The 14,661-nt window shown below is 59.3% G+C and carries 13 protein-coding genes; 8 read left to right on the top strand and 5 right to left on the bottom strand.

Translation table 11 applies throughout. The annotated features are described in order from the left end of the window. Positions 1-41 precede the first annotated feature (41 nt). Both serC and H9Q75_RS05700 read left to right on the top strand, forming a co-directional pair. Positions 42-1,127, top strand: coding sequence for a 3-phosphoserine/phosphohydroxythreonine transaminase (gene serC, locus H9Q75_RS05705; RefSeq protein WP_186565213.1), 1,086 nt, complete (start codon positions 42-44; stop codon positions 1,125-1,127). Positions 1,128-1,324: 197 nt separating this feature from the next. Next, positions 1,325-2,494 (top strand): phosphoglycerate dehydrogenase, encoded by a 1,170-nt coding sequence (locus H9Q75_RS05700; RefSeq protein ID WP_186565212.1) that lies wholly within the window; start codon positions 1,325-1,327, stop codon positions 2,492-2,494. A gap of 400 nt (positions 2,495-2,894) precedes the next feature. Here the strand turns inward: H9Q75_RS05700 and H9Q75_RS05695 are convergent, their stop codons facing one another. The 4 genes from H9Q75_RS05695 to gap all read right to left on the bottom strand — a co-directional run bounded on the left by H9Q75_RS05695 (position 2,895) and on the right by gap (position 5,931). Beyond that, entirely contained in the window at positions 2,895-3,536 is a 642-nt protein-coding gene (locus tag H9Q75_RS05695; protein ID WP_186565211.1) for an ABC-2 transporter permease, read from the bottom strand. Further along, complete coding sequence (locus H9Q75_RS05690; protein ID WP_186565210.1) at positions 3,533-4,393, bottom strand: ABC transporter ATP-binding protein; 861 nt, start codon at positions 4,391-4,393, stop codon at positions 3,533-3,535. The genes H9Q75_RS05695 and H9Q75_RS05690 overlap by 4 nt, the downstream gene beginning before the upstream one ends. After that, complete coding sequence (locus H9Q75_RS05685; RefSeq protein ID WP_186565209.1) at positions 4,390-4,770, bottom strand: GntR family transcriptional regulator; 381 nt, start codon at positions 4,768-4,770, stop codon at positions 4,390-4,392. The genes H9Q75_RS05690 and H9Q75_RS05685 overlap by 4 nt, the downstream gene beginning before the upstream one ends. A gap of 147 nt (positions 4,771-4,917) precedes the next feature. Continuing rightward, positions 4,918-5,931: a type I glyceraldehyde-3-phosphate dehydrogenase gene (gene gap / locus H9Q75_RS05680; RefSeq protein ID WP_186565208.1), complete on the bottom strand. Its 1,014-nt coding sequence runs from the start codon at positions 5,929-5,931 to the stop codon at positions 4,918-4,920. A gap of 271 nt (positions 5,932-6,202) precedes the next feature. Here gap and H9Q75_RS12640 point away from each other — a divergent pair, with 271 nt between their 5' ends. The 6 genes from H9Q75_RS12640 (at position 6,203) to H9Q75_RS05650 (ending at position 13,437) form a co-directional block, all read left to right on the top strand. After that, positions 6,203-7,015, top strand: a complete 813-nt coding sequence (locus H9Q75_RS12640; protein WP_186565207.1) for an ATP-binding protein — start codon at positions 6,203-6,205, stop codon at positions 7,013-7,015. 192 nt (positions 7,016-7,207) lie between these two features. After that, positions 7,208-8,383: a cation diffusion facilitator family transporter gene (locus H9Q75_RS05670; RefSeq protein ID WP_186565206.1), complete on the top strand. Its 1,176-nt coding sequence runs from the start codon at positions 7,208-7,210 to the stop codon at positions 8,381-8,383. Between the two features lie 104 nt (positions 8,384-8,487). Further along, positions 8,488-9,180, top strand: coding sequence for a response regulator transcription factor (locus tag H9Q75_RS05665; RefSeq protein WP_186565205.1), 693 nt, complete (start codon positions 8,488-8,490; stop codon positions 9,178-9,180). After that, positions 9,177-10,628, top strand: coding sequence for an ATP-binding protein (locus tag H9Q75_RS05660; protein WP_186565204.1), 1,452 nt, complete (start codon positions 9,177-9,179; stop codon positions 10,626-10,628). The genes H9Q75_RS05665 and H9Q75_RS05660 overlap by 4 nt, the downstream gene beginning before the upstream one ends. Positions 10,629-10,779: 151 nt before the next feature. Then, positions 10,780-12,090: a S1C family serine protease gene (locus tag H9Q75_RS05655; RefSeq protein WP_341480911.1), complete on the top strand. Its 1,311-nt coding sequence runs from the start codon at positions 10,780-10,782 to the stop codon at positions 12,088-12,090. A gap of 192 nt (positions 12,091-12,282) precedes the next feature. Next, positions 12,283-13,437: an amidohydrolase gene (locus H9Q75_RS05650; RefSeq protein WP_186565203.1), complete on the top strand. Its 1,155-nt coding sequence runs from the start codon at positions 12,283-12,285 to the stop codon at positions 13,435-13,437. An 83-nt stretch (positions 13,438-13,520) separates the two neighbouring features. Here H9Q75_RS05650 and H9Q75_RS05645 read toward each other — a convergent pair whose 3' ends face one another. Then, positions 13,521-14,510: an S-layer homology domain-containing protein gene (locus H9Q75_RS05645; protein WP_186565202.1), complete on the bottom strand. Its 990-nt coding sequence runs from the start codon at positions 14,508-14,510 to the stop codon at positions 13,521-13,523. Between the last annotated feature and the right edge of the window lie 151 nt (positions 14,511-14,661).

Below are 14,661 nucleotides of genomic sequence, written 5' to 3'. Positions count from 1 at the left end.
TTTGCCCGGAAATTAGAAGATTGGTAAGGAGGCCAATTATCATGGGTAACGAGCGTGTGTACAACTTCTCCGCCGGTCCGTCCATGCTCCCGCTGGAAGTGCTGGAGCAGGCAGGATCTGAGATCACCAACTATCAGGGCTCAGGAATGTCAGTGATGGAGATGAGTCACCGATCTAAGGTCTTCGATCAAATCTTCCAGGACACCCAGGCAAAATTCCGGAAGCTGTTCCATGTACCCGAAGGCTATAAGGTGCTTTTCCTCCAGGGCGGCGCGTCGGCGCAATTCTCCATGGCGCCCCTGAACCTGATTGGAAAGACCGGCAAGGCCGACTACGCGGTCACCGGCAACTTCTCCAACATCGCCTATAAAGAGGCCAAAAAGTACGGGACCATCCAGCTGGCCGCCTCCAGCGAGGACAAGGGACATACTTATATCCCTTCCCAGGACCAGCTGAAGCTGGACCCAGAGGCCAGCTACTTCTACTACTGTGCGAATAACACCATCTATGGTACCGAGTGGCAGTACGTGCCCGAGACCAGGGGCGTGCCCATCGTGTGCGACATGTCCTCCGATATCCTCTCCCGCCCGGTGGATGTGAGCAAATATGGCATCATCTTTGCCGGTGCCCAGAAGAACATGGCCCCCGCCGGCCTGACCGTGGTGATTATCAAGGAGGAACTGGCCGGGCACGAGCTGCCCTTCACCCCCCTGATGATGAACTACAAGACCATGATCGACAAGGATTCCATGTACAACACCCCGCCTTGCTGGTGCATCTATATCCTGGGCCTGGTGCTGGATTGGCTGGAGAGCAAGGGCGGCGTGGAAGGCATGGAGCGCATCAAGCACGGCAAGGCACAGATGCTCTACGACGTCATCGACTCCTCCCGCCTGTTCCGCTGCGCGGCGGAGCCCGGCTCCCGCTCCGACATGAACGTGGTGTTCCGCACCGGAGACGACGAGCTGGACGCAAAGTTTGTCAAGGAGTCCGTGGCGGCCGGGTTTACCAATCTGAAAGGGCACCGCTCCGTGGGCGGCATGCGTGCTTCCATCTACAACGCCATGCCGGCGGAAGGCGTGGAGAAGCTGTGCGACTTCATCAGGTCCTTTGATAAGAACAACTGACCCCCAAACAGCATGACGTACCCCGGGGCCCCGCGCAAGTGTTTTGGACTGAGACCAAAATCTTGCCGCAGGGCGGATTTACTCCGAGCGAGGAGATGAAATCCGGAGCCCAACGGAAGGGAATCCTTCCGCCGGGAGAAGCTGTGCGACTTCATCAAGGCCTTTGATAAGGCCAATTCAAATAGGGAGGGACAACGATGTTCCGAATCAAAACGCTCAATAAAATTTCCCCGGCGGGGATTTCCGTGCTGGATCAGACCCGCTTTCAGATCAGCGGCGATGTGGAGAACGAGGACGGCGTCCTGGTCCGCTCCGCCGACATGCACGAATATGTATTCCCGGACGCCCTGCGGGCCATCGCCCGCGCCGGCGCGGGCACCAATAACATTCCCATCGACCGCTGCTCCGAGGCCGGAATCGTGGTGTTCAACACGCCGGGCGCCAACGCCAACGCGGTCAAGGAGCTGGCCGTGTGCGCGCTGCTGCTCTCCTCCCGCAGGATCATCCAGGGCAATGCCTGGCTCCGGGAGCAGGACGCCGCGGGCGCGGCGGTGGAGGACGTGGTGGAGAAGGGCAAGGCGCAGTTCGTGGGGCCGGAGCTCTCCGGCAAGATGCTGGGCGTCATCGGCCTGGGCGCCATCGGCGTACAGGTGGCCAATATCGCCACTAAGCTGGGCATGACTGTGTTCGGCTACGACCCCTTCCTGTCCGTGGACGCGGCGCTTTCCCTGTCCCGCCTGGTCCACCGGGCCATGGACCTGGAGACCATCTATAAAAACTGCGACTATATCACCATCCATGTGCCCCAGACTCCTGAGACCAAGGGCATGATCAACACCGACGCCATTCACATGATGAAGGGCGGCGTGCGCATCATCAACCTGGCCCGGGGCGGCCTGGTCAATGAGGACGACATTCTGGAGGCGCTGGAGTCCGGCAAGGTGGCCTCTTATGTCACCGACTTTCCCAACCGCAAGCTCATGGCGGGCAAAAATGTGGTGGCCATCCCCCATCTGGGCGCCTCCACCCCGGAGAGCGAGGAAAACTGCGCCGTCATGGCGGCCCAGGAGCTGCGGGATTACCTGGAGAACGGCAACATTAAAAATTCCGTCAACCTGCCCACCCTGGTGCAGGAGTGGAGCGGCATCTCCCGCCTGTGCGTGATCCACCGCAACCAGCCCGGCATGATCGCCAGCCTCACCGGCGTGCTCTCGAAAGAGGGTGTGAACGTGGAAAATATGACTAACAAGTCAAAGAAGGACTACGCCTATACCATTGTGGACATGGGCTCCCGCATCGGCGACAGTGTGGCAGACGAGATCCGCGCCCTGGACGGCGTGCTTCGGGTGCGCGTGCTCAACCACTGAAAGGACAAAGAAGAGGACCAGGAAACCCCAATGCGGTTCGGTTAGGGTTATCTCAGCAGAATACCCCGCCTATTTTAAAAATAGGCGGGGTTCTTTTTTCAGATCAGCGTTTTTCCTGCTCAGCATCTCCAAATACTCCAATTTTCTTCCATCAGCGCCCTGTCTGCACAGTCTGTTGCAATCTGCGGCTAAAAGGGAAATTTTCCTGTGCCTTTGTGGGGGATAAATGAAAACTGTTACGGATTCAATGCTGCCGTCAAAGGTTGAGACGGATTGTTTACAGTAGGTGTGCAAACCGAACACCCCACAGGGGCAAAAGAGGAAGCGGGCGCAAACAGGATCATTTGCGCCCGCTTCCGAACCGCATTGAGGAAAACCCTGGTTCTCTTTGTTGTCTCCTTTACAGCTCTTTGCGGGCGAAAATACCCTGGGAGACGCGGTGGGATAGGGCGAACAGCGCCGCAGCCACCAGGATCAAGACCAGGGCGGCCAGCAGGACCCCTCCGTCTGAGAGGGCGGGAAGCTGGACCGATTTGGCTAGAAAGCCTAGCCCCACAATGCCCCCGAAGATGGCGGCGAAAAGGATCATGCTGACCAGACGGGCCTTTTCCACGCCGAACTGATAGAGCAGCGGAAGGATAATCGCGTTGACCACCAGACCCATGGCGGCGCAGATAGGCACTGGGAGCAGCAGCTCGGCCAGGGGCTCTTCCACCAGGCCCAGCAGCCTGAACAGCAGCAGCAGAACGGCCACCAGAGCGGCGGAAAGGAGCAACAAAAGCAGGGTGAAGAGATAGCGCCCGGCCACAATGCCCCGGCGGCCGGCGGGGGTGGAGGCGGCAAATTTATCCCAGCGGGCCAGATCATCGTAAGAAAAGGCGGACATGGGCAGCACCATGCCCAATACCATCACCATGCCGGACAGAATCGAGGGGCTGAGGGTTCCGGTGAGCGACAGAACGGAGTATACCACACACAGTACCAAAACGTAGGTCAGCTGCTTGCGCTGCAGCAGAAAATCCTTGTAGACAAAACCGATCATTTGCAATCCCCCCTGACAGTAAAGACCATAATTTCCTCCAGCGTCACCGGGTCTACGGTGAGGGAGGGGTAGCGCCGGGCAAAGTCCCGGCGGTTTTTCACCAGCGCCTCGCAGGAAAACTGGCTGATCCGGGTGCCGTGGAGCAGAGCCGGGTCCACCCGCTCCAGGTCGGAGCGGGAGCACACCAGCCGTCCGTAGGACTCCAGCAGCTCATCCTTTCCCCCCTGAAGGGCCACCCTGCCCCGGTGGAGGTAGACAATATAGTCGGCGCATTTTTCCAAATCGCTGGTGATGTGGCTGGAGAGCAGCACAGAGTGCTCCTCGTCCTGGATAAAGTCCAGAAATTCATCCAGGATCTCCTCCCGGGCCACCGGGTCCAGGCCGCTGGTGGCCTCGTCCAGAATGAGCAGCCTGGGGCGATGGGCCAGGGCGGCGGCGATAGACAGCTTCATCTTCATGCCCTTGGAGAATTCCTTTATGGTCTTTTCATTAGGGAGGGAAAATTTCCCGCAGTACCGGGCAAACAGGGCGCTGTCCCAGCCCTTGTACAGACGGGCCATAATCCGGTCCACATCCCTCGGTCGCAGGGAGTCGTGAAATACGCTCTCATCCAGCACCACGCCCAGATCCTCTTTGATCGCCCGCTCCTGGGCCAGATTGTCCTGCCCCAGCACCCGGATCTCACCGGCGTCCCGATGGATCAGATTGAGAATACATTTGATGGTGGTGGTCTTGCCTGCGCCGTTTTCTCCGATCAGCCCAAGAATGGCCCCGCCGGGCAGCGAGAAGGAGATGTCATCCAGCCGGAAGGAACCGTAGTCCTTGGTGATGTGGGAAAGCTCCAATGCGTTTTTCATAGGTCTTCGTCTCCATACAACAAATTGAGGCTCTCGCTCAGTTCGGCGAGGGTGACGCCTCCTGTTTTTGCGATCTCCACAGCCTGGGATAGGTGCTCTTCCACCCGCCTCAGGGTATCCTCACGCACCAGTTCCAGATTTCGGGGGGCGATAAAGCAGCCCTTTCCGGGGACGGTGGTGATAAAGCCGTCCCGCTCCAGCTCCTCGTAGGCGCGCTTGGTGGTAATGACAGAGATGCGCAGCTCCTTGGCCAGCAGCCGCATGGAGGGTAGGGCTTCGCCCTCCGCCAGGCTGCCCCGCAGAATCAGCGACTTGATCTGCCGGGTAATCTGGTCGTAGATGGGGGTGTCCCCGGAGTTGCTGATGATGATGTCCATGGTGCACCTTCCTGATGTCATACTGTATATATTGGACATATACAGTAATAGCATATAGAGATGAGTTTGTCAACTGCTTTGGAGAAGAAAAAGAAAAAACGTGCGGAAACCGTTTGGCTTCCGCACGTCTGGAATCAGGGGACAATCTTACTTGTGGTCCACACTGGACATATACTGGATCAGGTCGACGACCTTGTTGGAATAGCCCCACTCGTTGTCGTACCAGGAGACAACCTTCACGAAGGTGTCGGTCAGGGCGATACCGGCCTTGGCGTCAAAGATGGAGGTGCGGGGATCGCTGATGAAGTCGCTGGATACCACATCCTCGTCGGTGTAGCCCAGAACACCCTTCAGCTCGCCCTCGGAGGCGGCCTTCATGGCGGCGCAGATCTCGTCATACTTGGCGGGCTTGGCCAGGTTGACGGTCAGGTCCACCACAGACACGTCCAGGGTGGGCACACGCATGGACATACCGGTCAGCTTGCCGTTGAGGGAGGGGATGACCTTGCCCACGGCCTTAGCCGCGCCGGTGGAGGAGGGAATGATGTTGTAGGTGGCCGCACGGCCGCCGCGCCAGTCCTTCTTGGAGGGGCCATCCACGGTCTTCTGGGTAGCGGTGACGGAGTGTACGGTGGTCATCAGGCCGTCGGTGATGCCGAAGTTGTCGTGCAGCACCTTGGCGATGGGGGCCAGGCAGTTGGTGGTGCAGGAGGCGTTGGACACAAAGGTCATGCTGGGATCATAGGAAGTATTGTTCACGCCCATCACGAACATGGGGGTGTCATCCTTGGAAGGAGCGGACATGACGACCTTCTTGGCGCCCGCGTCGATGTGGCCCTGGGCCTTCTCCTTGGTCAGGAACAGACCGGTGGACTCCACCACGTACTCAGCGCCGATCTGGCCCCAGGGAATCTCGGCGGGGTTCATCTTGGCGTAGACCATGACCTTGTGGCCGTTGACAGTGATGCTGTCCTCGTCATAGCTGATCTCGCCCTGGAATTTGCCGTGAATGGTGTCATAGCGCAGCATGTAGGCCATATAGTCGGGGCTCATACCGGGATCGTTGATGCCTACAAATTCGATGTCGGCGCGGTCGATGCCGGCGCGGAACACCAGACGGCCGATTCGGCCAAAGCCGTTAATACCAACTTTGATGCTCATGATGAATCTCTCCTTCATTTTAACGTGATTCTTAATTGTGATTTTTTCGGCATGACCTCATTATAAACGATAAGATTGCAAAAGAAAAGAGGGAAATTGCAAAACTTAATTAAAAAACCATATAAAATTAAAATCAGCTTATGCGGGACGTGAGTCTTTCGACCAAATTCGACAAAATTCCTTGTTGTGCAGGCCAGTTTTTGGTATACTGTCAGCGAACTTCATGTTTAAGGCAGGGATGCACAAGATATCGGAAGCGGGAGGTGCTTGCGTGGAGTCTTTACCGGAAGCAATTGGGGCACAGCTTGCAGAAGAACTGAGAGAACAGGTGAACCACCTCTCGGCGGCGCTGCAACTGCTGACGCCTGTGGTGCAGGAACAGGGGGAGCAGCGGTATGGTCAGTATCTGGCCATTGCCAATCAGAGTATCTACCGTCTGATCCGCACGATTAACCATTTGGAGGATATCCGCCTGCCAGAGAGGGAAGCGGCTGGGATGGGACCGCTGGACCTGGCTGGCCTGTGCAGTCAGACGGCAAAGCAGGTCTGCAGCCTTGCAGAGCGGGCCGGCGTGAGCTTTCGCTATGACAGCGAGCGGGAGTCCCTGCTTTCCTGCGGGGATGGAGCCTTGCTGGAGCGGATGCTGCTGGGCCTGATTTCCAACGCGCTGAAGTGGGCGGGTGAGGACAAGACGGGTGAGCGGGCCGGCGAGGCGGGCCTTCACCTGGCCGCGGACCGGGGCCGGGCGGTCATTACCGTGTGGGACAATGGACCCGGCCTGCACAGCGGCCGGCGGGACGGGGACAACTCCCTTCCGCTGCTGCATACTGCGGAGGGCGCGGGACTGGGCCTGGCGGCGGCCCGGCGGATCGCAGCGGTCCACGGAGGCACACTAGTCCTGGAGCAGAGGGAGAACCGGGGCCTTCGCGCCGTGGTCTCCTTGCCCATCCGTACACCGGAGCGGCCAGAAGAGGTGCGTACGCCGCAGATGGGCTACGACAGAAGCGGCGGATTTTCCCCGGCGCTGGTGGAACTGTCCGATGTGCTGCCCTTTGCGGTTTTTTTGCCGGAGGATATTGAATAAGCTGTGGGGAGGCGTGCGCCCCACGGCAGAGGTATGGGGATCGGCCTTCGGACCGGTCCCCATACCCTGTTTTGCGGCGGCACAGCCTCTTGACGGGAACGGGACGGCGTGGGATAATAATCAGAAGACGCAAGGCGCGCGGCTCCGGTGCGGCGGAGTTATTTTGCCCGGCTGGGGCATCCGAGGTGTACCATGACCGATCTGTTGGTAAAACTGTTTGTCCGGGAGAGCGACAAGGTGCGAGACCCGGCGGTGCGGGAGCGATATGGCATTTTGTCAGGAATGGTCGGAATTATTCTGAATGTCCTGCTCTCGGCGGGAAAATTCTTTGCCGGTTTAGCTACGGGCTCCATCTCGATTACCGCCGATGCGCTGAATAATTTGAGCGACGCCGGCTCCTCCGTAGTGACGCTGGCCGGCTTTAAGCTGGCCGGACAGAAGGCGGACGACGGCCACCCTTTCGGCCATGGGCGGATTGAATACCTGGCGGGCCTGTTGGTGTCCCTGATTATCCTGCTGGTTGGGGTAGAGCTGGGCAAGACCTCCGTTGAAAAGATTATTCACCCGGAGGAGCTGTCATTCTCCCCGGCGTCCATCGTGATTCTGGCTGCCTCAATCGCGGTAAAGCTGTGGATGAGCCTGTTTAACCGGAAGCTGGGCAAGCGCATCGGTTCGGCCGCTATGCTGGCAACAGCCACCGACTCCCTGTCCGACGTGGTGGCCACCTCTGCTGTGCTGGCGGGGATCCTGGCGGGACATTTTGCCCATGTAAATATTGACGGATGGGTGGGCTTGGTTGTGGCGGCCTTTATCCTGCGGGCCGGCTGGGGGGCTGCCAAAGACACCCTGAACCCGCTTCTGGGGAGCAGCCCGGACCCGGCTCTGGTCAAAGCCATCCGGGATACGGTGATGAGTCACCCGCAGATCATCGGGATGCACGACTTGATGATCCATGACTACGGCCCCGGGCGCTCCATGATGTCCTTCCATGCGGAGGTGCCCCTGGGGACGGATATTATGGAGGCTCACGACGCCATTGACCATATTGAGCGGGAGCTGCGCGAGACCTTCGGGATTGAGACCTCCATCCACATGGATCCCATTGATATGGACGACGAGCGCACAGCGAAGGTTCGGGGGCAGGTGACGGAGCTGGTGCGTGCCATTGAGCCGCAGATGAATATCCATGACTTCCGCATGACCAAGGGTCCGGTATGCACCAATCTGATTTTCGATGTGGTGGTGCCCCATAAATGCACCCTCAGCGACGAGGAGGTGCGCCAGCGGATTGAGCGGGCGGTGCGGGCGCTGGACTCCAGTTATTATGTGGTGCTGCAGATTGACCGGGCCTATGTGTCCACTGACTGAATTTTACAAAAAATTCATCCAACCTGCCGGGGAAAGCTTTATCATAATCTTATTTTATTGAATTTGTTGTGAGGTTACTTACAGCAGAGAAAGGACGGCGCGCTATGGCAAAAAAAGTCCTCATTGTGGAAGACGACGGCAATATCGCGGAGCTGCTGCACCTCTATTTGGAAAAGGAAGGCTTTGAGACCGCAGTGGCCGGCGACGGCGGGAAGGGCGTGGAGCTGTTTCGGTCCTTCCATCCGGACCTGGTGCTGCTGGACATCATGCTGCCTGTGATGGACGGCTGGTCCGTGCTCAAAAAGATCCGGGAGAACGATAAGACCCCGGTGATCATGCTCACCGCCAAAGGGGAGCTGAGCGACAAGGTGCAGGGCCTGGAGGGGGGAGCGGACGACTATATTGTCAAGCCCTTTGAGATGAAAGAGGTTCTGGCCCGGATCCATGCGGTGCTCCGCCGGTTCGGCGGGGAGGAGGAGGGGGGCGAGTCCAAAAAGCTTTCCTTTGATAAGCTGGTGATCAATCTGGACTCCTATGAGCTGCTGGTGGACGGAAAGCGGGTGGACGCGCCTCCCAAGGAGCTGGAGCTGCTCTACCACCTGGCGGCCGCGCCCAACCGGGTGTTTACCCGCAATCAGCTGCTGGATGAGGTGTGGGGCTTTGACTACTTCGGGGACTCCCGCACGGTAGACGTGCACATCAAGCGCCTGCGGGAAAAGCTGGAGGGGGTCAGCGATCAGTGGAGCCTCAAGACCGTGTGGGGCGTGGGCTATAAGTTCGAAGTGGTGAATCCGTGAACAGCCTCTATAAACGGCAATTTGTTCTGATGGCCGGCATGATCCTGGTCTCATTTGCACTGCTGGGCGCGGCGTTTATGACTTTGTCCTACCAATATATTGTACAGGAAAAACAGGTGACCATGGAGCGCAATGCCGATGATATTGCCTCCTTTACAGCGGTGATCCGCGCCAATGGTGTGGATATCACCGACAGCGACTATCAGGCCTATATCGCCAATATCGCGCGTATTTCAGATGCCTATATCGTTTTGGCTGAGATGGACGGCGAGGTGGTGCTGGCCGCGGAGGACGGCAGTATCCAGGTGGGGCGTTCCGGTTACATGCTGCCGGAGTACATTGTCCGGCAGGTGGAGCAGGAGGGCGCCTTCTCGGGACTGAGCAATATGGGCGGCCTCTTCCCGGAGCGGCGCTATGTGGCGGGCACACCCATCAATATCAAGGCCGTAAACCTGATGACGGGGCAGACCGAGGTGCAGCGCATGGGCGTGGTCTATGTGGCGGCTGAGGCATCCAGCATCACGGAGCTATGGAGGGCGTTCACCTCCATCTTTTTCTTCACCGCGGTCATTGTGCTGTGCATCGCATTTATCACCAGTTCGGCCACATCCCTTCGACTGACCAACCCGCTGAAGGAGATCGCAAATATGGCGCGGAAATTTGGACATGGGGAGTACGACGCCCGGGTGACCGGCTACGAAAACCGCAGCGACGAGGTGGGCGAGCTGGCCGAGGCCTTCAACTCCATGGCCGATTCCATTGCCCGCAGTGAGGCGAAGCGCTCTGAGTTTGTGGCCAACATCTCCCATGAACTCAAGACGCCCATGACCACCATAGCCGGATTTTCCGACGGGATCCTGGACGGCACGATTCCGCCGGACAAGGAGCGGGCAGCCCTGCAGACCATTTCCTCGGAGACCCGGCGGCTCTCCCGCCTGGTGCGGCGGATGCTGGATACCTCCCGGCTGCAATCAGCGGAGAATGTCACGGCGCAGGAGCAGTTTGACGTATCAGAAGTGATGTTGCGGGTCCTGGTCAGCCTGGAGAACAAAATCAACGACCGGCATTTGGACGTGGACACCAAGCTGCCGGACGGACCGGTGATGGTGTGGGGCGACCCGGACTCCATTACCCAGGTGTGCTATAATCTGCTGGACAATGCAATCAAATTTTCCAAGGAGGGCTCCACCATGGGGCTGTCCATTACAGCCAAGGCGGGCAAGGCCTACGTGTCGGTACGCAATACCGGCCTGCCCATTCCACCGGAGGAGCTGCCCCTGATTTTTGACCGCTTCCATAAGAGCGACAAGTCCCGCAGCGAGGACCGGGAGGGCGTCGGCCTGGGGCTGTACATCGTAAAGACCATCCTAAACGCCCACAAAGAAAATATCACTGTAACCAGTGAGGACGGGGTAACGGAGTTTACGTTTACCCTGACGCTGGCGTAAGCGCCGGGCTTTCCCGGTGATGTTTTCGGGGCCCCGCACAGCGGGGCGGCGCGGCAGCGCCGGAGCCCTGCGGAATTCACTTCCGCAGGGCGATAAATAAAAAGGAAAAGGGGTCCCCGTCCGGCCCGCCGGACGGGGAAACAACATCACCGTGACCAGTGAGGACGGGGTAACGGAGTTTACGTTTACCCTGACGCTGGCGCAGACCATGGATGAAATGAGGGCCAAAATGCAGAATTACTTTTATCATAAGCGGGCTCAGCGGCCGCCGGAGGCCCAGCCGGCCGTCGTCCCGGTTCCGCCCGGCCGAACGTTCCGGCCCAGAGCGGCGGTCGCCTTTTTCTGCATGCTGGCGCTGATGGCGGGCGTGGCGGTGGTTCTTCTGATGGGCTGGTCAGGAACGCCCGCGGCGCTTGACCGGCCCGCGTCTGTGCCGGAGGGGACCGGAGAGCCGTGGCCCCAGTCCGCGAGCGGAAAGACAACAGTGGAGCGGGCGCCGACGGGGGATGGGACTGTCATGGAGATGGCACCGCTGCCGGACTCAGCGGCACATTCTTACCAGGAAATCTACCAGGAGAATATTGACTGTGTGGTGAGCATCCGCGGGATTCAGACGGGGGGGCTGGCCCAGGGGACCGGTGTCATCCTCTCCGCCGACGGCTATATCATCACCAATGCCCATGTGATTGAGGGGTGCAGCGCGGTGACGGTTCTGCTCTCCGATGAGCAGACCTGGAACGCCCGGCTGGTGGGGATGGATTCAGAGACGGATCTGGCTGTGCTGAAAATTGAGGCCAGCAGCCTGAAGCCGGCCGTATTCGGCGACTCAGATCAGCTCCGGGTGGGCGATCCGGCGCTGGCCATCGGAAATCCGCTGGGGGAGAGCTTCAAAGGTACGATGACGGACGGTATTATCTCGGCCATCAATCGGGATGTAATGGTGGACGGCTATACCATGACGCTGATCCAGACCACCGCCGCCCTCAATTCCGGCAACTCCGGCGGGGCGCTGATCAATGCCTACGGCCAGGTGGTGGGAATCACAAACCTGAAAATGCAGTCCTATTACGACACCGTGGAGGGGCTTGGCTTTGCCATCCCCACCACCACGGTGAAAAAAGTGGTGGATGAGCTAATTGCCCAGGGCCATGTGGCCGGACGGCCCACCATCGGCATCACGGTCTCTGACCTGACGGCGGAGGCTGCGGAGCGGGCCGGATGCGTTCCCGGGGCGCAGGTGAAGGAAGTGAAGCGGGGCTCAGACGCATGGGAAAAGGGCCTTCAGGCGGGAGATATTATTGTGGAGGCAAACGGCGTGCCCGTCACAAACACCGCCGACCTGCTGGCGGCAAAGGAGGGCCTGGAGGTTGGCGACACCCTCCGCCTGCGTCTGTGGCGGGACGGAAGCTATCAGCTCGCCGATGTGATGCTGGTGGAGCAGTATCTCTTGGACGAGGCATAAAACTTCATGGCCATTCTGCGGGCTTCCGCACAACAAAAAAGGGGCGTCTCCGCCAGCGGAGACGCCCAAAAGCAATGTGTGCGGGAGAATGGAATCATGAACAGGGAATATTGGTTGAGCTGTGAGCATAAAATACCATAATTTTCTAAATATGTCAAACAGAAGTTTTGTCGAAAGGTGCGAGAGGCGGAAATGATCATTCAAAACGGCGTAGTACACACCATGGACGGCCCTGTGATCGAACGGGGCTTCGTACAGATTGAAGGCGGGACCATCAAGGCGGTAGGCCCCATGTCCGCCCTGCCCCGGGAAGACGGACCGGTGCTGGACGCGGAGGGCGGGCATATCCTTCCGGGCTTTGTGGACGCCCACTGCCACCTGGGCATGTGCGGCAACGCCCTGGGTTTTGAAGGGGATGACGTCAATGAGATGACCGACCCCTGCACACCTCAGCTGCGGGCCATTGACGGCTTTAACCCCTTGGACCGCTGCCTGGAGGAGGCGCGGGAGGGGGGCGTGACCACGGTGCTCACCGGCCCGGGCAGCGCCAACCCCATTGCCGGACAGTTTCTGGCCATTAAAACCAACGGCCGCTGGGTGGATCAGATGGTCTTAAAGGCGCCTGCGGCCATGAAATTTGCCATGGGCGAGAACCCCAAGGGGGTGTATAATGAGCGCAAGGAGAGCCCCATGACCCGGATGGCTACCGCTTCCATCATTCGGGAAAACCTCTCCAAAGCGCTGGAATACCGGGATAAGCAGGAGAAGGCAGGAGAGGACCCAGAGGAGGATATGCCGGACTTCGACGCCAAGCTGGAGGCACTGCTGCCGGTGGTAAACGGACTGTTGCCGGCCCATTTCCATGCCCATCGGGCGGACGACATTGCCACGGCGGTGCGGATTGCCAAGGAGTTTGGGCTCAGGTACGTCATCGTCCACGGCACAGAGGGGCACCTGGTGGCCCGGCAGCTGGCGGAAGAGGGGGCGGCAGTGATTACGGGGCCCAATCTCAGCGACCGGAGCAAGCCGGAACTGGCCAATTTAACCCTGGAGAACACGGCGCTTCTAGCAAAAGCGGGGGTGAAGGTGGCCATCTGCACCGACCATCCGGAGATCCCCATTCAGTACCTGCCCCAGTGCGCCGCCCTGGCGGTGCGGGGCGGCATGGAAGAGGAGACCGCCCTGGCCGCTATTACCCGCAGCGCCGCGGAGATTGCGGGCATTGGGGACCGGGTTGGGACCCTTACTCCGGGCAAGGACGCGGATGTGGTGGTCTCCAAGGGACATCCCTTTGACTGGCGCAGCAGCGTCAGCGCCGTGTTCATCAATGGCGAGCGAGTGAAATAGGAGCCATAAGTAGAACACCCCCGGCGCGGACTAATCCGCACCGGGGGTGTTTTGTCTGTCCTGCGGCCCCGCCGGGGCTGGCCTTACAGTTTTGGGGAGACGGTGCAGGAGGCGACACTTAGGTAATTCGCCATATTTTGCAGCAGCGCGGGGTCGCTCTGTTCGGCGGCCACCAGGCAGATCATATGCATGGTGCTGCTGGAGATATAGGTATAGATCACAGTCTGCAGCTTGATGCCGTCCGCATCGGTAAAGAGACCGGTGGTGCGGTAGGACTTGATCGCGCCAAACGATACGGCCGTAGACACAGCATCGCTCAGAGTGAGACCGGAGGCCTGGAAAGAGCTTGTCAGCAGCTCAGTCATTTCCGCGGCGGAGAGCAGCGTGATAGACATACCGCGGTAAGCTTCGTCCGTGCTGCTGTTGATGATCGCGCCGGAACCGGTTTCCAGGTCGAGGAAAGTGGGGATGCCGGAGGAACTGTCGGCCTGTGCGCCCTGAGGCAGGGCGAGCACGACCTCGCTGCCCAGGGTCTGCTGCTTGAGCAGCGTGAAGGTTTTGCGCTGGGCGGGGATGGCTACGCGGGAGATGATGGCGGCGGCCTCTGCGCGGGTGATGGTGGAGTCTGGCTTGCAGGTGCCGTAGATGTCGCTGCCGGTCAGTACGCCCGCGTCATACAGGGCAAACACCTCTTCGGAATAGAGAGCGGAGGCATCCACATCGGGCAGAGAGAGCACATCGTTGATGGCGGGCAGGGCGCTGGCGGGCAGGGAATGATAGAAGATATAGGCCATCTGGGCGCGGGTTACCTTGGCGGTGTAGTCGGAAAAGTCCTCCGCCTGGATGATGCCCTTCTCCAGGGCGTAGTCCACATAGGGCTGATACCAGGGGGTACCGTTGGTGAGGGTACTCTCGCCGTCGGTGAAAATCCCGTGGACCCGGTCGGCCATGACCAGTGCCTCAGCCACGGAGAGCACACCGTCGGGATTGAAGGCAACGGCGGAGGCTCCCTTCATCAGGCCATACTCGTAGCAGGTCTTGACAGACTGGAGATACCAGGCGTCGGCGGCCACATCCTGGAACTAGTCAGCGTAGACCTCGGTGGCTTTAAAGTGATCCAGGCTTTCACCGGCGGCGAGGGCGGGGGCGCAGAGACTCAGCGTCAGACAGAGTGCCAGGAGAGCAGACAGCAGCTTTTTCATAGATCTCATCCTTCCGTCGATT

The sequence above is a fragment of the Lawsonibacter celer genome (assembly GCF_014281125.1).
Lineage (GTDB): Bacteria > Bacillota > Clostridia > Oscillospirales > Oscillospiraceae > Lawsonibacter_B > Lawsonibacter_B celer.
The sequence above is the reverse complement of the archived record's forward strand: the minus strand, read 5'-3'. Positions and strand labels throughout refer to the sequence as shown.

Coding starts and splice junctions, on each gene's coding strand:
- H9Q75_RS05685 (WP_186565209.1), bottom strand. CDS start 4,770: ATGGACATCATCATCAGCAACTCCGGGGACACCCCCATCTACGACCAG.
- H9Q75_RS05700 (WP_186565212.1), top strand. CDS start 1,325: ATGTTCCGAATCAAAACGCTCAATAAAATTTCCCCGGCGGGGATTTCC.
- serC (WP_186565213.1), top strand. CDS start 42: ATGGGTAACGAGCGTGTGTACAACTTCTCCGCCGGTCCGTCCATGCTC.
- H9Q75_RS05670 (WP_186565206.1), top strand. CDS start 7,208: ATGACCGATCTGTTGGTAAAACTGTTTGTCCGGGAGAGCGACAAGGTG.
- H9Q75_RS05665 (WP_186565205.1), top strand. CDS start 8,488: ATGGCAAAAAAAGTCCTCATTGTGGAAGACGACGGCAATATCGCGGAG.
- gap (WP_186565208.1), bottom strand. CDS start 5,931: ATGAGCATCAAAGTTGGTATTAACGGCTTTGGCCGAATCGGCCGTCTG.
- H9Q75_RS05690 (WP_186565210.1), bottom strand. CDS start 4,393: ATGAAAAACGCATTGGAGCTTTCCCACATCACCAAGGACTACGGTTCC.
- H9Q75_RS05695 (WP_186565211.1), bottom strand. CDS start 3,536: ATGATCGGTTTTGTCTACAAGGATTTTCTGCTGCAGCGCAAGCAGCTG.
- H9Q75_RS05650 (WP_186565203.1), top strand. CDS start 12,283: ATGATCATTCAAAACGGCGTAGTACACACCATGGACGGCCCTGTGATC.